Genomic DNA, 20,096 nt, shown 5'->3' on the forward strand with positions numbered 1-20,096 from the left:
AGTGTTTTAGCAATGATTTTTAGCAATTTTTTAATTCTATAAATTCTCATTATACAGAATTCTAAATATAAGTGGTAGACACATTTGATGGGTTACGAAGTAATATCTTGGGAAAAGGATTAGTAAATGAGTAATTGTATTATATTAATTAACGGTAAAACTTAAATGACTTAAAGCAATCGCTAACTTACATTTAGCGATTGCTTTTTGTTTAATAATATAAAATTATTTCTGGGCAGCAAAAGAAAAGAGTTCATTGAGTATTTTCCCCATCTCAGCAGGTGTTTCTTTCATTCCTTCTTGTATCCATTGAATTTGAATGGATATCACTGCTCCTGCCATAAATGAAGGAAAGTACTGATGATGACTTCTTGTATTTGAAGAATCAATAATTTTTTGATCCACGAGAAATAGATATACAGTTCTGAATGTCCTAATTAGAGTATCTGTTAGTCCTGCATTAATAAGCAATACATTCTCGGTTGACTGTTGCTTCATTAATCTAAAGTAGGCAGTCATAAGTTGAGTAAAATTCATATGTGCCGCGTGCGGGAGAATACGCAAGTAGGATTTAATAGCCATTTCCTGATGCCGCGAAATAATTTCTTGCATGGACTTATAGTTTCGGTAGTAATATGTGCGCGATACACCTGCATTACGACACAAAACTGAGACAGAGATGTCACTGAGAGAATGGTCGGCAAGCAATGATAAGAGTGCCTTGTATATTCGATTGAGTTTTAATTGTTTCATTTCCTGTGGAGACATAGTTTACAAGTTTCCACCTTTCTGTAACCTAATTATTTACTTCTAATATATCATTACTTACACTTACTGCATACTTTAGTAAGGGGTAATTATTTTGAAAAAAAGACAAATTATTATTTTAGCTACAATGGCTCTTGGGATTTTCCTTTGTATGCTTGATACAACGGTAATGAATATTGCACTGCCAGCAATTCAAACAGGACTTCATACAGATCTCAATACTCTCCAATGGGCATTAAATGTCTATACTATTACGTTTGCGGCGCTCACTATTCCACTCGGTAGAATAGCTGACCAGATAGGACGACACAAAGTCTATGTTCTTGGTCTAATCTTATTTTTCACTGGTTCATTGTTGTCAGCTGCAAGCTCAACGGTGATCATTCTAATTTCAGGACGAGAACTTCAGAGTATTGGAGCAGCAATCATTTTTCCAGCTAGCATGACGATAGGTATCAATTCGGTTGAGTTAAGTAAAAGGAATGAAGCTGTTGTAGTCTTAGGTATTACTCAGGGACTTGCAACAGCCCTCGGACCAACAATCGGTGGATTGTTAACCCAAGTTTGGGGATGGCGGGGTATTTTCTATATTAACATTCCATTGGTCCTAATAGCCATTGTTTTGTGTTTGCTTTTATTACCAATGCGCAATGAAAAAAATGTACGAGCTAAGTTGGATATTACAGGTATGCTTCTAGCAATCTTTACCTTGTTCTCATTGACACTTGCCCTTGTCCAAGGAAGTGAGTGGGGGTGGAGCAGTAGTAAAATTCTTTGTTTGTTTGTCGGATTTGTTGTATCACTTGGATTGTTTATCTGGCGTGAAACAAGTGCTTCGGATCCAATAATTCGCTTAGATCTATTTAGATATCGTCATTTCACAGGGGCTATCATTGTAACTGTTTTTGCTGGAATATTTTTTGTGGGTATGATGGTGCTTATGCCAAGTTTCTTTACCAAGATTCAAAGTCATACTGAATTGGCAGCTGCATTAATGATCACTCCTGCATCAGCAATGGTTTTTCTATTTTCACCAGTCAGTGGATTGCTTCTTAAAAAAGCAGGTAGTCGATTATTGATTTCCTTAGGAATTATTCTTCTGGCATTCGGTTATGTCGGAATTTCGATCATGGACCCTGATATTTACTGGCAATTTGCAATTTCCTGCATTTTTATCGGAGCAGGTTATGGAATAATTATTGGTCCAATTACTGTCTTGAGCGCTGGAAATTTCACAGGTGAGCTGCTCACAGCGTCTCAAAGTGTAACGGGTGTGTTTAGGCAAATTGGTACAGTGCTTGCTGTTGCTATTTTTGTTTCTACACTTTCAACAAATTTGGGAATTGCAAAAGCGCAAGTTTGGTCAACAGCACAAATCGAAATCAAAAAAATATCTGTCAATCGAAATGAAAGAAAACAAATATTACAGACAACGCACAAATCTTTGTATGGTACAGGAAGTTCAACTACTAAAGATAATCCAGCTATTAATTCTCAGGCACAAGAAAAGATAGTTATGGCTGAGACAAAGCGTTATCTAACAAAACATGATGGAATTCAGTGGCCGACAGCCGCTAAGGAGAAAGTTCAAGCAAAAATTTCAGTAATCGTAAAAGAAAAGGTCAGAAAAATAAATCAACAAGTTGATAATTATCGGCAAATTATTGCTAAGACAGCTAAGAAAAAAATGACGATTGCATTTATCAAACCATACCAAATTGCAATGCCTTTTGCTTGGATGCTGCTGCTCACAGTATTTATTTTTGAAAAAAGGAAACAAAAGTCTTAGAAAGCTTAGGAATTAATTCGTGGGTATAGTAAGCTTGTCTTATATCTACTGTTGACAAAATATAAGGGGAATATAGATGAAAAATATTTTACTTTCTTCACGAGCATTTATAAATAAAGAAATTACACAGAGTTTTCTAAATATGTTAGGAGATATAGATTTTGCATCTGATCAAGTGATAATTATTGTCAATTCAGTCAAAGAAGGTAAGAAACATCCTAAAATGATTGAATTACAACAAACTGTTCGAACGTTAGGATTTGAAAATGTTGTTTTGTTTGATGTTTTATCAGATAATTCAGATATTCTTAAAACAGCTAAAGCCATCATATTAAATGGTGGTTACGAATTTTTATTGCTAGATAGCTTAAGAAAAACTGGTGTCATTCGTATCTTACAGGAACTAGCCTTAAGAGGAACACCTCTCTATGGGATAAGTGCAGGAGCAATCGTTTTAGGACCAGATCTCGACTTATATGATGAGCTTTATCCAGAAGATAATTTTAATGATGATGTAGACATGTCCTCTATTAGTGTTACAGATATTAGAATTTATCCCCACTACGATGTACACTCAAAGCTAGATCATCGTCTGAAAAATGCTATAGATGAGTTCGAGAAGGAGACCCAAAAATCGATTACTAGATTAACTAATGAACAAGGTATTCTAATCGAGGATAATAAGAATATCCTAATATCTCCAACTGAGTGATTGTTGATTATTTCTAATCGGATAATTTGAATTTCATAAATGTCTCTAAGAATAGGCAGAAGATTATACATTCTATATTATCAAATGATAAGTTCTTTTAATTATGTTATAAGGTAAAGTTGCAGCCTCTGAACCTCTATATAATTTTTATTGAGAAATTCAGTATGGGGGCTTAATTATTTTGAAGAAAAAAATTATATATGGTTCTTCGCCATATTACTTAGCAAGCCTAGGATTACATCTGATAGGCATTGTGTTATTATTTATAGCTGCTGCAAAGCACCCCAGTTTTTGGGGGTTAGGTTTATTAGCTTACTCACTAGGATTAAGACATGCATTTGATGCAGATCATATCGCCGCAATCGACAATACAGTGCGCAAACTAATTCAACAAGACAAGAAATCTTATGGGGTAGGTTTTTACTTTTCATTAGGACATTCAACTGTTGTCTTCTTGATGGCAGTTGTAGTAAGTATCTCAATTAAGTGGGCTAAATTGAAATTACCTTTCTTAGAAGCAGTTGGAGGAAGAATTGGATCTCTAGTCTCAGGTAGCTTTTTGATTGCTATCGCTGCTTTTAACTTTTTGGTGCTTATTAGTCTATATCGTTCATTGAAATCCATGAAAAACGGGGAAGTCGATGAAGATGTCCTCAATAATATTCTACTGTCGCGTGGCCTTTTGGCCAGAATTCTCAAACCGTTCTTTAGATGTATAAATCATTCATGGCAAATGTATCCGATTGGTTTTCTATTTGGCTTAGGATTCGATACTGCAACAGAAATTGCTCTAATAGCTCTTTCAGCAAGCACGGCTCAGTCGGGGATATCTACCATTGGAATTATTGCATTACCAATTTTGTTTGCTGCTGGAATGAATCTGATGGATACGACAGACTCTGTTATGATGTCAGGTGCATATACTTGGGCATTTGATACTCCGGTCAGGAAAGCATATTACAATTTAACTGTAACTACAGTTTCTGTGATTGCAGCATTTCTCATTGGAGCAATTGAATTGATACAAGTTGCTGCAAGTCTGGCACACACTGAGGGTGGAATCTGGTCTTGGATACAGAACATAGACTTTGGTTGGTTAGGGTATGGATTGGTCCTTACCTTACTAGCTATGTGGTTAATCGCTTATGCTATTCGAAAACTTCTCATTAAAAAAAGAGAAACAACAATTTAAGAATTCATGATTGGAGGCAGATCAAAGGTTAAGCTTTGATTTGGCCTCCTTATTTATTCTTCGTAAATGTGTTCTAGAAATCGAAAATTTCTGTCTGATTTCGAATTATTCATGATAAAGTATAACTAGCGACTTACGTCACGAACCTATCTTGTGATAGTTAGAAAGGATGAAAATTACATTGATATTGATTAGTTCATGCTTAGCTGGATTTGAAGTTCGCTACGACGGATCCGCAGCTACAAATAAGTTGGCCCTTTGGTTAGTTACACATGGTCAGGCCATAACTGCATGTCCCGAAATAATGGCAGACTTTGATATTCCACGTTCACCGGCAGAAATTGTCAATGGAACGGCCAATGATGTCCTTGATGATAAAGCAATAGTAAAAGAAATAAATGGCAAAGATGTAACAGATAAATACCTTTTGGGTGCAGATTTAGTTTTGAAAATAGCTAAGAAAAATCAGGTAACTGCGGCTTTTTTAAAGGATGGTAGCCCATCTTGTGGAAATTGCACTGTCTACAATGGCACATTTACGGGTCAGAAAATCTCTGGTAGAGGTGTAACTGCTGAAGTTTTGGCAAAAAATGGAATTAAAACCTTTTCTGATAATGAGCTTTCTGTCGAAAATGTGTTGCCTTTTGTCGATGATATTGTAAAGGAAAGCCTACTAGATACAACTATTTTTAACTAGGACAGGAGAGAATGTTATTTTGGCAAAAATTGCAATTTTTTCGGATATTCATGGCAATTTGAGCGCCCTAAATGCATTTTATGAAGACTCAAAAAAAGAAAATGTTGATGATTACTGGTTTCTGGGTGATATCTTTGGACCAGGGCCTGATGTTCAAGAAATATGGAATAAATTTTTGGAAATTAATCCTAGTATAAAAATTAGGGGAAACTGGGAAGACTTTCTCATTAATTCATTCTCAAAAAAAGCTAAATTATCCAATTCAATCGAGCTCATTGAAAAGTACATTATTGGGCACCTAGACAATCCATTGGAAACTTGTAAGATTGTTGAACAGTGGCCACTACACTTTGAAAAAGAAGTTAATGGGGTAAGAATAGGATTATCACACAATCTTCCTAATGATAATCAGGGTGATTCTCTTTCTGTAAGGGCAGAAAGTATAGATTTAATTAGATTATTTGAGAAACAGCGTCAAAATTTAGATGTTGCTATTTTCGCGCATATTCATCATCCAACAATGCGTTACATTGATTTGAATTGCTTAAGTAATAATATGGTAAATTACGATTATACTAATGCTGATGAACGTTTAATCTTAAATATTGGCTCTATCGGGCTTCCATTTGATAAACCTACTCATTTGTACAAAGAAAAGCGAGCCGAGTATCTGTTGTTGGAAGTAGGTGAGCATGGTGACATTAATCCACAATTTAGACGAATTGCTTATGACTGTACTCTTGAATTCGAAAAAGCCTTTGAACTTAGGTTACCCTTTAAAGAACAATATATAAAGAACTTTAAATCATAGAAGTTTTATGTAAAAAAATAATAAATCAGATGTTTAAGATACAAGAAACATTGAATTATTATTATATGTGTACTATAACGATGTTTATACAAATTACTTAGGGAAACTGCAGATGCAATTTTCTACATATTGATATTCATCACCTAGACATTACTTTTCTGAAGAGTAGGATGGGTAAAGCAAATTATGCAGGAAAATTCAAAAAATAAAAAACACCAGGGTATTACAAATAAGGAATCAAATGTTCAAATTTTAAAAGACGTACTTAGTAAACATCACAAAAAGGCTGTGTCAAAATACAAATTTTGGCACAGCTTATTTTTTAATTGTAGATTTAAAATTGATTTTCGGTACTCTATTAGTAAATAGCATTCCAGGCAAAATAATTAATAAATTGAAATCGGAATAACCATAAATTAACATTAAAAAGAATGGATTTTGATTACTCTCAGATAGTGTTGCAGGAATATTTTTATACATTCTTGATTATCACGGAGTTTATTAGTTACAAATGTGTGTCTGAAAAATGCAATGGTTGAATTTGGCAAGCTGTTACCAAAGTTGAAATTAATATGGAACAGAATACACTACAATATTTTGAAAAATTCGAAAACCAATTGGAATGGCGAAAATTTGTGAAATTTTTTTATCAGAGTAATTATTTGACTAGACTAATCTGATTAGTTATAATGCTAATATAGTTAGTTAAATCGGAAATAATGCCATTTGGAAAGGAGAAAATAATGAAAGTAACACAAAACAAAAACTTATATCAGATAACTTGGGCACCCTATATTTTTCCAATCAATTGTTATGTTTGGGAAGATAAGAATGAGCTATTTGTGATTGATATGGGTGTTAAAAGCTTTGTATCGGAAATAGAAAAGATTTCAAGAAAATTAAAAAAGCCCGTTTCTAAGTTGTTGCTGACTCATGCACATGCGGATCATGTGAGTGGGGTTCCTTTATTTCACCAGAAATTTCCAAAAACAGAAATAGGCATATCACAAAGAGATTTACGACTTATAAGAGGAGACTTTACTTTACTGCCTACAGAGTCCCAAAATAAAATTAGAGGTTCATTTTCAAAGAACATAATTCATATTGATTTTACATTTAAAAATAAGGATATTCTTAGTACACTTGAAGTAATTGAAAGTTCAGGACACACCCCTGGGTCGGTTTCCTTCTTTGACACTTCTTCTAAGACTTTAATTGCTGGTGATGCTTTTCAGACAAGGGGAGGAATCGCTGTTTCTGGTACTTTGAAAATATTTTTTCCGTTTCCATCTCTTGCTACCTGGAATTCTAAAGTAGCATTAACTAGTGCAAAAAAATTACGAAAACTGAATCCCACTCTCTTAGCAGTAGGTCATGACATTTTATTAAGTGACCCAATTGAGCAGATAGAAAAGGCTATTAGAGCTGCCGAAAGGAAATAAAATTGAAAAGAAAAATAACTACAAATGAGATAATAAATGCTGCTATTTTTATCTTGGATCAACAAGGATTAGAAAAGGTTACTTTAAAAAATATTGCGACTGAATTGAATATCAAATCTCCATCACTGTATAATCATATTAAAAGTTTGGATGATATACTTTTACAAACAGCAAGGCGGTCATTAGAGAATTTATATAATAATCTTGTGAAGTCTATCATTGGTTTAGAAAAAGAGAAGGCTTTATTAGCGCTGTCTGACACATATCGAGCTTTTTTTAAATCACATCCTGGACAATATTCATTAACTCAGAAAGTAGCTCTCTGGAATAAGAATAACTTTTCTGTATCTAAATCAGATGAAATCTTACAATTAGTCGAACGTATTTTAGTTGGATACAACATTAAAGATGAGAACGCGATTCACTTCATTAGGGTTTGGAGAAGTTACATGCATGGATTTTTACTTCTGGAAACCAATGAATCTTTTGGATTGGATACTGATATTGATGAATCCTTTACTTATGGGTTGAAGTTACTTATTGGGAGTCTTAAGGAGTAAGCTATTAGTGAAAGCTCAAGTGTTATGGAAAATATTTTTAATACAACCTTGCACTGATAAATTTAGTGTCATGTACAGATTGGATCTATCTGGTATTAAAATTGTTAATAAAAATAGATAATAAAAATGGGAGGTTAATAATGCAAACCTACAGTGACCAATCAGAACTGGTTGCCAAAATTAATTTAGCTTACTCTAAGTTTATTAATGAATTTAATGGTATTCCCGAAAATAAGCGAGACTTATTACGTGTCCCTGTCGATAAAACACCATCACAAATGTTGTCTTATCATATAGGTTGGTTAACTTTGTTATTATCCTGGGAAGAACGGGAAAAAGCAGGTAAGCCTGTAGTCACACCGACACCTGATTTCAAATGGAATAATCTAGGGGGTCTTTACCAGCAATTTTATATTGAATTTGGTAACCAATCACTGGTTTCACAGCGGGAAAAATTGGATCAATTGGTCCAGCAAACTTGTAGTTGGATACTTACTTTATCAACAGATGAACTATTTGGCTCTCATCAAAGAGAATGGGCTAACAATCAGGCTCAATGGCCCTTATGGAAATGGATTCATATTAATACTGTGGCACCATTTACTAATTTTCGTCCTAAAATAAGAAAGTGGAAAAAGCTGGCTGTTTCTTCCAATTGAATTAATTGTTTATTTTTGTTGAGACATTTTACTAATAGGTTCAAATTTTAAATAGATTTAACTTAGAAAAATATTCTATAATGGTTGTTATAGAGTATTTTTTAATTTATTTTGTAAGATGGAGCCTTTAATTATGAATATTTCAGTACTTAATAATCAAATCATTCTTATTTTTTTATTAATGTTAGTAGGAGTTTTAATTAATAAGATTGGATTTATGCATCCACAAACAGCAAATGATCTAACTAATATGTTGCTAAACATTGTTTCACCTTGTTTAATCATCAATGCCTTTGAACAATCATACTCTGCTGATCGTGTACAGCAGCTTTTAATAGCTGGGATTGGAATTGTAGTGTTTTATCTACTAGAAATATTGCTGGCCTCTATTTTTTTCAAAGTGGTCAAAGATTCCAATCTTCGAAGGATTTACAAGTATGGTTCTATTTTCTCTAACGCTGGTTTTATGGGAATTCCCTTAGTCAGTTCACTTTTTGGAAAGATGGGGGTGTTTTTTGCGGTTGTTTCCCTTGCAGGGTTTAATATTTTTAATTGGACATATGGTTTATCTTTGTTTAATAAAAATAAGAGTAACATAAAAAAATTGTCTAGATTAAGAACAGTATTCTTGAATCCCAATATTATTTCAATATTTTTGGGATTGCTTTTGTTTATTTTTTCTATTTCTTTACCAAGTACTATTAGCCAAACAGTTAGGTATGTTGGGACAATTAATACACCATTGTCTATGATCGTAATTGGTAACAGTTTGGGAAACATTAAAATACAGAGAGAAGCAAAAAGTCTAGGTATCTGGCTAACAGTTTTTTTAAGAAACATACTTTTCCCAATACTTGCAATAGTAGTTCTGGAATTCTTAGGTGTTTCTGGAGTTGCTCTTGATACGACAGTCATCATGATGGCATGTCCTGTTGCTGGAATTGTTGTTTTGTTCACACTACAAAATAAGGATGATGTTTCTCCTGCAATCACATTAATGGGTATTTCTACAATTCTTAGTCTAATAACAATTCCAATTGTGTTTTATTTGATTCCTTACATATAGTTAATTTTTGTAATGTGAGAAGAGGGGTCTTTGATTGAGGGAAAAATTTTATTTGGAAAGAGGATAGGGTGGTGCATTGGTACAGATTCATTTGTTATTTTCTCAGTCCAATACTATAAATTTTTTAAATTTTGATAATTCAGATTAGATGTATTAGAAGCTAACATTGCTTGCAAATATTATAGAAACGTGATATTTTCAGAAATGTTGATTACATAAAGATTACCATTAAATGTATTTGCACATGCGAATATTTCTTTAGGTTTTAAAAATAATTTTATATGTGCTTTTGGGGGGAATAAAAATGACATGGGTTTATTTAATAGTTGCAGGGATTTTTGAGGTAGTTTGGGCAACCTCTATGAAACTCAGCAATGGCTTCGTAAATATCTTTTGGGATGTGATTACACTTTTGGGAATGTTTCTAAGCTTTTATTTTTTGGTAATTGCTACCAAACATCTTCCAATAAGTATTGCTTATCCTGTGTGGACTGGAATTGGGGCCGCTGGCTCAATCTTAGCTGGAGTGATTTTATTTAGAGACCAAATTCCAGGTATAACATGGCTATTTATTGTCTTGTTGTTAGTGGGGATAGTAGGAATAAAAATAACATCTGGACATTAGTTAGACCTAATTTTTTAATTTAAAGCGTAACAATAAGCATTTTTTGACTGATAAGTTGTGTTGAACTCACAGTTTGAAACGAATAAACTTAACCTTGATAATAATTATGTTCAAGAATAGATTTCAAAAGTGAAAGATTTGAACATTATTTTATTTTTTCAGATCTTTAAACATCATCTTTCCAGGTTTATTTTGACCATTGATAGTCAACAGAATTGGTAAGCCTCCAACTACTTTAAAACCATATTTTTGATAAAGGCCAATGGCTCTTTGATTATCAGAAAGTACTTCTAAATAAAGACCATCGATTCGCCATTTATTAGCAGCTTGATCAATACAGGCTTCAAATAACTTACTACCAAAATGTTGACCCCAATATTCTTTATCTACTGAGATAGCCAGTTCTGCTTGATTCTTGTATCTGATTCTTAGCTTTCTAGTAATTTGTGCTAATCCAATGATTTGTCCAGTCTCATCATTTTTAGCAACAAAAGAAACGTTTGCTTCTGAATCTTTATTGAAGCGTTCAATTTTCTCTACATTAAAAAAAGCAGATATTTCTTGGCTTTCTATACCAAGATTGTTAGTTTGTAATGAAACTTTTTTAAGATATCCCAATAAATTTTTAGAATCAGTTTTCTCAAAGGGCATTATTTTTATCATTTAATCACCTCACTAAATAATCAAGATTATACAATATCAAATTAATCAACGCAAAATAATCAGTGTCAGTGAATAAAAAAAGAAAATAACAGAATTTGATATTGTGGAACTCGTATTAAGGAACTTTGACGCTATGTTTTAAAGCATTGTTAGTTTCTACTACCATAGTCTCTGACTTCCTTCAGTTTCATTTTTTTGTTTATTCTAGTGTTAAGATTCTGTATTTGCCCATATATTAATTTAAAATAACTTCTTTGTTTAATAGTTTTGAGGTATTCGGGGCTATTAATCTGAGAAGTTTTTTGTGTGCCTAATGTTTTAGATATCAATATTGTAAAAAATGTTAGTTGACTAACATTTTTAATTAGTTTAACATAATCCTATTAACGACTACGTATAAAAAGGAGCAAACAACTATGGGACAAACGGAAAATATTGGTCGTTTAATTAAAATTGCAAGCAATAAACTAACAACTTCCTTGAATTATTACGGAAAACAGCATGATTTGACTAGTACTCAAATGTCAATTATTGATTTTATAATGAATCACCCGAACAAAGAAATTTTGCAGAGTGATATTGAAAAGGAATTCAATATTAAACGATCAACCACAACCAACTTGCTTAAGAGAATGGAATCAAAAGGGTTATTAAAAAAAGTTAACAGCACTCATGATAAACGGCAAAAGAAAATTATAATTGCTGACAAAGCTACGAATTTAAGTAATCACATAGCGCAACACCTGAAAGGACAGGAGAAATTATTGACTAAGGACTTTGATGATGAAGAAATACAGTTAATTATTTCATTTTTGAAGAAAATAATTAACAAGGAGGCAAAGTAATTTGAATTCTGAAAAAATGGCACGAAACGATATTTGGGGATTATTTGCTATCTGCGGACTGGTTTTTACAGCAGTTTGTTTAGAAACGGCATTGAATGTAGCTTTTCCAACTTTAGCAAGAAACTTTCACACCTCAATTTCAACAGTAACTTGGTTAACAACAATTTATTTGTTAGTTTTAAGTATTATTGTTCCTTTGTCAGCTTATTTGAATAAGGCTTTCACTACTAGGCAACTATTTATTTTTTCAAATCTACTCTTTTTAATTGCACTGGCTTTATCTGGTTGGGCACCAAATTTTGCTTGGTTATTGTTTTTCAGAACACTGCAGGCTATTGGTGCTGGAATTGCCTTACCACTTGTTTTTAACTATGTGGCAGCTACCGCACCACTTAAAATATTGGGATTTATGATGGGGATTGCCAATCTTATTATTTCAATTGCTCCGGCAGTTGGTCCAACTTATGGTGGAATCATCTTGTCAAATGTTTCTTGGCAAGCCATTTTTAGACTCGCATGTCTAGTTCCTTTTATTACATTAATTATTGGTTTAATCTTCTTGCGCAAAGAGCCAACAATAAAAAAACGCCCCCATTTTGATTTTATCAGTTGGCTAATTCTATCAGCATGTTTGACTTTATTGGTATTAGGATTAGAAAGGCTAGTTACAACACCAATTTTTGCTGTTATTTTATTATTATTTAGTGGAATTTTCTTATTTGTTTTCTTAAACAGATCGAAAAAAACAAAGACCCCATTATTAAAATTGAGCTTATTTAAACAAAAGGATTTCTTAAAAAACAGTCTTAGCTTTTTTATTGTTCAATTTACGCTATTGTCATTGAATCTCTTACTACCAACTTATGTGCAGCAAACGTTACACTTATCTGCTCAAGTAAGTGGCTTTGTCATCTTCCCCGGAGCTATTTTAGGCTCAATTCTAGCACCTATCAGTGGGGGATTATTGGATGAATATGGTGCTAAATTGACTGTCATACTTGGTTCAATAATCAACTTTATTGGGCTTTTATTAATGAGTGCTGCCTTACTATTTAATCATTTGGATTTGATGTTATTACTAATTTTCTACATTGTCTACATGCTAGGGGTTGGTTTCTCATTTAGTAATATTAGAACGCTGGCGACCATGGTATTAGCTGATAAGGACCAAGCTGATGGCAATGCTTTACTAACTACTGGACAGCAATTATCCGGTTCTATTGGAACAGTATTCGTTTCCGCAATGTTGTCCATTATTTCTACAGTTATAACCGCTTCATTTTTGATTATTACTTTGTTTTCGGCTTTGTTGTTCATTCTAATTTTTGTTATTAGTTCTCAATTTAAAAATTCACGAGCTAACTAATAGCGTGGGACTTCGAATACATTTCAAAAAAATTTAATCAAAGATACTAGAAAATATGTGAATAGAGGAGTCAGGTCATAAATTTGACTTGGCTCCTCTATTTATTCCACAAGAAGAGTGTCCCATTAGCTAAATTATTTGTCTAATTTCAAATTTTTCAAACTAATGAGGCATTTCTGCATATTTATATGGTTGATGTTTTACTCACATTGATAGCATTACCTTGACATCCTTGATCAAAACTCACATTGCATTACTTATACTAAGTAAAAAATAATATCGGTAAACAGCATAAATTTCAAAATAAACTATGGTATAACAATTTTCTACACTTATCTTGGTATTTTCACCACTTGAATCATATATATTGCCACTTATCATAACAATTAAGACGGCCATCAAAATAGTTCATATAATAAATACAAATCTATTATAGAGAGAAATACTTCATGAAAATTTTATTGTTTATCTCATTAATGACAAAATAGAAAAACTAAACTGCACTGAGTTAGATAAATATTTCTATTTTTGACTTACTAGAAACATATAATAAAATTAATTTTTTTGATAGGAGAAGAAGAAGATGGCTGATATACTTAAAATTATTTTTGAAATAGTTCACAATACTCCCTTGTGGGTATGGTTTGTTTTATTGATCTTAATTAAACGTGGATCTGCTTTGTTAGTGGAAAGTCAGGTTTCTTTGAAACGTTCTTTCATAATGCCTGCTATTTTCATTGTTTGGGGGTTAGATACTATTGTTAACCGCTTTGGTAATCCTAATGTATTATTGAATTTTTACGTAGTTTCTTTAATCCCAGGGTTTTTTCTTAGTTATTTTCTTTATAAAAATCAAAAATTTTATATTAGAAATACTGTGCTAGTACGCGAGGGAAGTATTATTCCATTAGTAGTTATGTTACTCAATTTTTTAGTCAAATATACTTTAAACGTGGTACTTGCAATTCGACCGACACTGTATACTGATTTTCATTTTAATATCTTTTATGGTTATATCAGTGGCTTTACCATTGGTCTCTTCTTTGGTGGGATTTATAAAATTATACAGGTCAAGAAACAGCTATTTGTTCGTAAAAAATAAGTATATTTAATCGAACGGTATATTGACTCATTCTAATTACGAATAATCTTGGAAAGAAATTCTACAACAGAATTTTAGGATTTTAAAAGAATATTTTGTGAATTTGATGCATTGATTTAGACTACATTTTTCATTTGAAAATTTTTGATTATCAAAATAAAAAATGATAACATTGCAGTTGTTTGAAAAGTACAAATGAAATAAGAAAGAAAGAGAGGAGTAGATAGTGAATAATGAATGGATTGAAATCTCAAATGCATATCAAAATAATCTAAAAAATGTTTCTATTAAAATACCTAAGCATCAATTAACGGTTTTTACTGGTGTATCAGGTTCTGGAAAATCAACTTTGGTGTTTGACACCTTAGTTGCACAGTCAAGACGCGAGTTAAATGATACTTTTTCAAGCTATATTCAGCACATCTTACCAAAATATGGTAGACCTGAGGTTGGTAATATCACTAACTTACCGATAGCCATTCCAATTGAACAAAGAAAAATGTCAGGCAATGTCAGATCGACAGTAGGTACATATACCGAAATATATACTTTTTTAAGATTACTCTTCTCAAGATTAGGCAAACCATTTGTTGGTTATTCTGATGTTTTTTCCTTTAATCACCCTCAGGGAAAATGTGAAGTATGTGATGGCTTAGGGTTTACAAAGGAAGTTAATTTGCATTACTTAGTTGATTTCAACCAGTCGCTAAATGAAAATCCAATTAATTTCCCAACTTTTGGGAATGGTGCGTGGCGTTGGAAACGATATGCGGATAGTGGCTTATTTGATTTGGATAAAAAAATTAAAGACTATTCAAAAGAAGAATTGGATATGTTTCTTTACGCACCCCAGCAGAAATTAGCAAATCCTCCTCAAAAATGGCCAAAAACGGCTCTGTATGAAGGCATATTGCCAAGAATCAAAAGAAGTATTATAAATACTGATGAAGGTAAGCGACATAAAAAACAACTCGAGAAGTTTGTGACAACAAAGGTATGTCCTGCCTGCAACGGTTCAAGACTAAATGCTAAGTCGCTTAGTTGTAAAATTAAAGGACGAAACATCAGTGACTTAGTTGCCATGCCATTAGACGAATTAAGTAACTTTATTAAAAGTCTGAAAAGCTCACTGGTTAAAGATGTTAACATACAAATTATCAAACGTTTAGATGCTCTAATTACAATAGGTTTAGGTTATCTTAATCTGGCAAGAAGTACTGACACTTTATCAGGCGGTGAAGCACAGAGAATTCGGATTGCCAAACATATCACTAGTTCTTTAAATGATGTCATGTATGTACTAGACGAGCCGAGTTCTGGCTTGCATCCTAAAGATATTGAGCGTATCTATAACTGTTTGAATATTTTAAAAGGACAAGGGAACACCATCATTTTAGTAGAACATAATCCCTTGCTGATCGAAAAAGCTGATTATATAATCGATGTTGGGCCCGGACCTGGTAATACAGGTGGCCAAATTCAATTTGCCGGAACATATAATGACTTTAAGAACGCTAATACTATTACAAGTTCCGCATTGCGGGAAAAAAAGATTGAAAAGCTTGACACACCTGTATTTAACAATTGGTTTTCGATTCAACACCGAAGCTTAAATACATTAAAAAATGTTTCTTTGAAACTTCCATTAAATGCCTTAACTGTACTTTGTGGAGTTGCTGGTTCTGGGAAAACATCGCTCGCGCATATTATTGGAACAGAACTAGAGAGAGAAAACTTTGAAGTTATTAATATTTCGCAAAAGAATATAGGTATCAGTCTTAGATCTACACCAATGACTTATTTAGATATTTTTGATGATATTAGAAAATTATTTGCCAAAGCTAATGCAGTCAGTGTATCCCTGTTCAGCTATAATTCCAAAGGTGCCTGCCCACATTGTAAGGGGAAGGGAGTTATTGTCAATGATATGTATTTTATGGATGATGTTGTGTCAGAATGCGAGCTATGCCATGGTACGCGCTATGCTGCAGAAGTTTTACAATACAAGTATCATGACAAAACAATAGTTGATGTATTATCCATGACTGTTAGTCAAGCACTGAATTTCTTCAAAGAAGAGAATAAAATTAAAGTTGGCTTGCAAGCTATTTGTGATGTTGGACTTGGCTATTTAAAATTAAATCAATCTTTGAAAACATTATCAGGTGGTGAACTTCAACGGATTAAACTCTCGAGTTTTTTACAAAAAGAAGGTAGTGTTTACATTATTGATGAACCAACGAACGGGCTACATTTAAAAGACATCGATCACTTATTAGCACTTTTTGATAAATTGATTGATAAGGGGAATACTATTATCATTATTGAACATAGTCTTAAAGTTATCAGAAGGGCTGATTGGTTAATTGAAATGGGCCCTGAAGGCGGTAAAATGGGTGGTTCTGTAATGTTTTCTGGTACTTTTAGTGAGTTAAAAAAATCAAAAGATACAATTACAAAACCTTATTTATAAGATGTTTTTAAGTATTGTACATGTTTATATGAAATAAATAGAGGGGCTAAGTCAAAATTTTTTTGACTTAGCCCCTTGGAATGTTAATAATGTGATCAGGTGATTTAATTATTTTGTTTTTGAAGTTTTGAGTGCTGCAATCCATATACAAAGTAAACAATAAGACCTAATACTAGCCAAATTCCGACTGATATTTTAGTGATATTAGGCAGCATAATTATAAAATAAATGCTTGCAATGCCTGCTAAGCAGGGTAGAAAAGGATAAAGAGGCATTTTAAATCCTTTATTTTGAATGTCCTGACGTCTGCGCAAAGGAATAATACCAAAGGAAATAAATGCAAAAGCAAGTAAAGTACCAGCATTAATTAGTGAAGCAAGTTCTGTTAGTGGTACTAAACCTGCAAAAAATGCCTGAACGATTGTTGCAACAATGATTGCATTTTTAGGAACAACGTGTTTACCACTAACTGCACCCATCTTAGCGGGTAATAGTCCATCACGTCCTAAAGCATAGACTAGTCGTGAACCACCGAAAAACATTGTGATCATTGATGTGAAAATACCAATCAGAGCTCCGATTGTAATCAACTTATTCCAAGTGTTTAAATGGATAACTTGCAACGCATAAGCTGCAGGATCATCAACATTCAATTCGGAATAATGAACGATTCCAGTTAGAACAAATGAAAATGAAACATACAAAATGACCGAAACAATGACTGTACCTAGGATTCCTTTAACAACATTCTTCTCAGGTTTAATAGTTTCAGCAGAATTAGCTGCCAAAGCATCAAAACCGATAAAAGCAAAAAAGACTGTAGCTGCAGCTGTTGAAATTCCACCTAGACCGAGAGGATGTGTTTGAAATTGTTTTGGATAAAAGGGCACATAATTACTGGACTTGATATAAAAGGCTCCTACTAAAATAAAAGCAAGAATAATGGCTACTTTGATGATAACTGCAACATTTTCTACGCTTTTTGAAAGATTAACACCGTTAGAAATAATAAGCGCAATTATTAAAACGATAACTACAGCAGAAAGATTAATAACGCCACCCTCTAATGGGCCGGCTTGAAGAGCTTTCGGGAGTATTAAGCCTAAAGATTCTAGAATATTATTATTAAAATAAGCAGCAAATCCTGTGGCTTCTGCAGATACCGCTAAGAAATATTCTAAGATCAAAGCCCAACCTAGGATCCATCCGATGATTTCCCCATAAACAACTGAACCAAAAGAATAGGCCGAACCTGCCACTGGCATTGCAGACGAAAATTCTGCATATGCCATACCTACAATACCTGAAACTATTGCGGCTATCAAGAAGGCTATTGTGACGGCTGGTCCAGCATGGAGTGCAGCTTCATGGCCTGGCAGAATGAAGATTCCAGTTCCAATCACCGCTCCAATTCCTAATGCTAAAAGATCTCGTGCACGTAAGCTTTTATTCAAACGAGCATCAGCCTTCAAATAAGTACTAACTGACTCTTTCTTAAAGATATTCTTCATGTTTCCTCCTACTAATTTGTTAGCTTGTTCTTAAAAGTACATGTTCACTATTCAACCTACAATGTTTGAATAGTAGACTAAAAAGATTGGCTATATTTTGAGAACAGCCTCTAAAGTATAACATATGATGTAATAAAGAGTAATCATGATATTTTACTCGTTAGAACTATGATTTCAAATTACTATCCTTGATTTAAGCGCATTTTAATGTGATTCGAAAATAGTTTAAGAAGAAGTCATGAAAGTAAGCTTGTTGTACGTAGTCATGTTATATTCTAAAAATTTACAAAATAATTAATTTGGAGATAATCCCACCCTTGATTTCAGATAAACGTATTCTACAATTTGAAGTTTTTTGTCTAACTTCAAATTGCTTATGGTCAAGAACTAGTTATGTTTGTATTTTCGTGATAGTACTCAAATTTTACTAACTTATGGCACGCTCACATAAAAAATATTACGAGGCAGTTTAAATAACTTTTTGGCTTAACAGGCGTAAAATTAAATTATTACTAAAAAGAAACAAGGTGATCTTGCATGAGTATTATTAGTTTTCTGAGAGATAAATCTAATCATTCAGAATGGCAACAAAACCTACGTATACTTTGGTTTGGGACCTTTATGGCTGGGATTGGTTCAAGCTGTGTCGCACCATTTATCGCATTATTTATTGGTCAATTAGGTCATTTTTCTAGTGCAGAGAATGCTTTTTGGAGTGGTTGGGCTTTTTCTGCACCATTTATAACAAAAGCACTTATTTCTCCTTTTTGGGGTCGTCTTTCTGATAAATATGGGCGCAAACCAATGTTGATTCGTGCTTCCTTGGGAATGTCCCTTGTAATGATGGCAACAGCATTAGCAGGGAATGTTTATGAATTGATTGGCTTGCGTCTTCTTTTAGGAGTGTTTAACGGTTTTATTAGTACAGCTAATACTCTGGTTGCAATTCAAGTCCCACGAAACAAAAGTGGGCAGTCTTTAGGAACCTTAGCAACAGGAAGTGTCTCGGGAACTTTGATTGGTCCATTGGTCGGTGGAACAATTGCCGATTTGATTGGATATCGATACACATTTTTAATGACTGGCCTATGTTTATTTGTTGCTTTTTTACTAGTTGTTTTTTTTGTACATGAACATTTTACCCCTATAAATCAAGAAAAAGACAAGCCTGCCACTAATTTTTTTAAAGCTTTACCACAGCGTAAAATTATCTTAGGAATGTTTTTAACAACAATGATTATTCAAGCATCTAACAACTCAATCGAGCCAATTTTAAGCCTTTATGTACGCCAATTATTGAATGGACATGGTCATATAGCATTAGTAGCTGGAATAATTGAAGCAATTAGTGGAATTGCTACTTTGTTTGCGGCACCATTTTTTGGACGTTTAGGAGATCATTGGGGGACTCACTGGATTTTACTTAGTGGTTTAATTTTTTCAATGCTGATTTTTATACCAATGGCGTTTGTGCAAAATGTTTGGGAACTGGGAATATTACGCTTTTTAGTCGGTATTTCCGATGCTGCCTTGATTCCAAGCGTGCAAACTCTTCTTTCTAAAAATTCACCACATAGAGTGATGGGCGAAGTTTTCAGTTGGAATCAAAGCTTTCAAGCGGTTGGAAATGTTGTTGGACCGCAAATTGGAGCTAGCGTGGCGCGAATTGGTGGCTATCGTGAAGTCTTTTTATCAACTTCTGTTTTGGTTTTAATTAATTTCTTGGCAGTCTTTAGAAATACCGATGGATTGCGTGAGAAGTCCCACAATTAAATTTTACTCAAACAAGTATGGATAAGATGAGTAAATGCTGAC

At 33.3% G+C, this 20,096-nt stretch carries 18 protein-coding genes; 15 read left to right on the top strand and 3 right to left on the bottom strand.

The window, feature by feature from the left end; all coding sequences use genetic code 11:
• Positions 1–225 precede the first annotated feature (225 nt).
• Positions 226–768, bottom strand: coding sequence for a TetR/AcrR family transcriptional regulator (locus IV36_RS07585; RefSeq protein WP_056991580.1), 543 nt, complete (start codon positions 766–768; stop codon positions 226–228).
• 94 nt (positions 769–862) lie between these two features.
• On the opposite strand from IV36_RS07585, the gene IV36_RS07590 reads away from it, so the two are divergent.
• The 10 genes from IV36_RS07590 (at position 863) to IV36_RS07640 (ending at position 10,321) form a co-directional block, all read left to right on the top strand.
• Positions 863–2,557 carry an MFS transporter gene (locus IV36_RS07590; protein WP_056991581.1) on the top strand — a complete coding sequence of 565 codons (1,695 nt, stop codon included), beginning with the start codon at positions 863–865 and terminating at the stop codon, positions 2,555–2,557.
• Between the two features lie 76 nt (positions 2,558–2,633).
• Entirely contained in the window at positions 2,634–3,269 is a 636-nt protein-coding gene (locus IV36_RS07595) for a Type 1 glutamine amidotransferase-like domain-containing protein (protein ID WP_056991582.1), read from the top strand.
• 181 nt (positions 3,270–3,450) lie between these two features.
• Positions 3,451–4,461, top strand: a complete 1,011-nt coding sequence (locus IV36_RS07600; RefSeq protein WP_056991583.1) for a HoxN/HupN/NixA family nickel/cobalt transporter — start codon at positions 3,451–3,453, stop codon at positions 4,459–4,461.
• Positions 4,462–4,630: 169 nt separating this feature from the next.
• Positions 4,631–5,158, top strand: coding sequence for a 2-thiouracil desulfurase family protein (locus IV36_RS07605; RefSeq protein ID WP_156648640.1), 528 nt, complete (start codon positions 4,631–4,633; stop codon positions 5,156–5,158).
• 19 nt (positions 5,159–5,177) lie between these two features.
• On the top strand, positions 5,178–5,969 hold the full coding sequence (locus tag IV36_RS07610; RefSeq protein WP_056991585.1) for a metallophosphoesterase family protein: 792 nt from the start codon (positions 5,178–5,180) through the stop codon (positions 5,967–5,969).
• A 743-nt stretch (positions 5,970–6,712) separates the two neighbouring features.
• Positions 6,713–7,411, top strand: coding sequence for an MBL fold metallo-hydrolase (locus IV36_RS07620; protein ID WP_056991587.1), 699 nt, complete (start codon positions 6,713–6,715; stop codon positions 7,409–7,411).
• Positions 7,412–7,413: 2 nt separating this feature from the next.
• The gene (locus IV36_RS07625) at positions 7,414–7,971 is read left to right on the top strand and encodes a TetR/AcrR family transcriptional regulator (protein ID WP_056991588.1); all 558 of its coding nucleotides are present in this window, start codon (positions 7,414–7,416) and stop codon (positions 7,969–7,971) included.
• A gap of 140 nt (positions 7,972–8,111) precedes the next feature.
• On the top strand, positions 8,112–8,630 hold the full coding sequence (locus tag IV36_RS07630; RefSeq protein ID WP_056991589.1) for a ClbS/DfsB family four-helix bundle protein: 519 nt from the start codon (positions 8,112–8,114) through the stop codon (positions 8,628–8,630).
• A 133-nt stretch (positions 8,631–8,763) separates the two neighbouring features.
• Positions 8,764–9,696, top strand: a complete 933-nt coding sequence (locus IV36_RS07635) for an AEC family transporter (RefSeq protein WP_056991590.1) — start codon at positions 8,764–8,766, stop codon at positions 9,694–9,696.
• Positions 9,697–10,000: 304 nt separating this feature from the next.
• Entirely contained in the window at positions 10,001–10,321 is a 321-nt protein-coding gene (locus tag IV36_RS07640; protein WP_056991591.1) for a DMT family transporter, read from the top strand.
• A 150-nt stretch (positions 10,322–10,471) separates the two neighbouring features.
• Here IV36_RS07640 and IV36_RS07645 read toward each other — a convergent pair whose 3' ends face one another.
• On the bottom strand, positions 10,472–10,984 hold the full coding sequence (locus tag IV36_RS07645; protein WP_056991592.1) for a GNAT family N-acetyltransferase: 513 nt from the start codon (positions 10,982–10,984) through the stop codon (positions 10,472–10,474).
• Positions 10,985–11,400: 416 nt separating this feature from the next.
• Between IV36_RS07645 and IV36_RS07650 the strand changes: the two genes are divergently transcribed.
• The 4 genes from IV36_RS07650 to IV36_RS07665 all read left to right on the top strand — a co-directional run bounded on the left by IV36_RS07650 (position 11,401) and on the right by IV36_RS07665 (position 16,770).
• A complete protein-coding gene (locus IV36_RS07650) occupies positions 11,401–11,829 on the top strand; it encodes a MarR family winged helix-turn-helix transcriptional regulator (RefSeq protein WP_056991593.1) in 429 nt (142 codons plus the stop codon).
• A gap of 1 nt (position 11,830) precedes the next feature.
• Positions 11,831–13,195, top strand: coding sequence for an MFS transporter (locus IV36_RS07655; protein ID WP_056991594.1), 1,365 nt, complete (start codon positions 11,831–11,833; stop codon positions 13,193–13,195).
• 583 nt (positions 13,196–13,778) lie between these two features.
• Positions 13,779–14,297, top strand: coding sequence for a DUF6622 family protein (locus tag IV36_RS07660; protein ID WP_056991595.1), 519 nt, complete (start codon positions 13,779–13,781; stop codon positions 14,295–14,297).
• Positions 14,298–14,523: 226 nt separating this feature from the next.
• Positions 14,524–16,770, top strand: a complete 2,247-nt coding sequence (locus IV36_RS07665) for an ATP-binding cassette domain-containing protein (RefSeq protein WP_156648641.1) — start codon at positions 14,524–14,526, stop codon at positions 16,768–16,770.
• A 104-nt stretch (positions 16,771–16,874) separates the two neighbouring features.
• Here IV36_RS07665 and IV36_RS07670 read toward each other — a convergent pair whose 3' ends face one another.
• A complete protein-coding gene (locus tag IV36_RS07670) occupies positions 16,875–18,281 on the bottom strand; it encodes an APC family permease (protein ID WP_056991597.1) in 1,407 nt (468 codons plus the stop codon).
• 537 nt (positions 18,282–18,818) lie between these two features.
• Between IV36_RS07670 and IV36_RS07675 the strand changes: the two genes are divergently transcribed.
• The gene (locus IV36_RS07675; RefSeq protein ID WP_056991598.1) at positions 18,819–20,054 is read left to right on the top strand and encodes a multidrug efflux MFS transporter; all 1,236 of its coding nucleotides are present in this window, start codon (positions 18,819–18,821) and stop codon (positions 20,052–20,054) included.
• Positions 20,055–20,096: the final 42 nt, after the last annotated feature.

The sequence above is a fragment of the Liquorilactobacillus mali genome (genome assembly GCF_001437155.1).
In the GTDB taxonomy this organism is placed as follows: domain Bacteria; phylum Bacillota; class Bacilli; order Lactobacillales; family Lactobacillaceae; genus Liquorilactobacillus; species Liquorilactobacillus mali_A.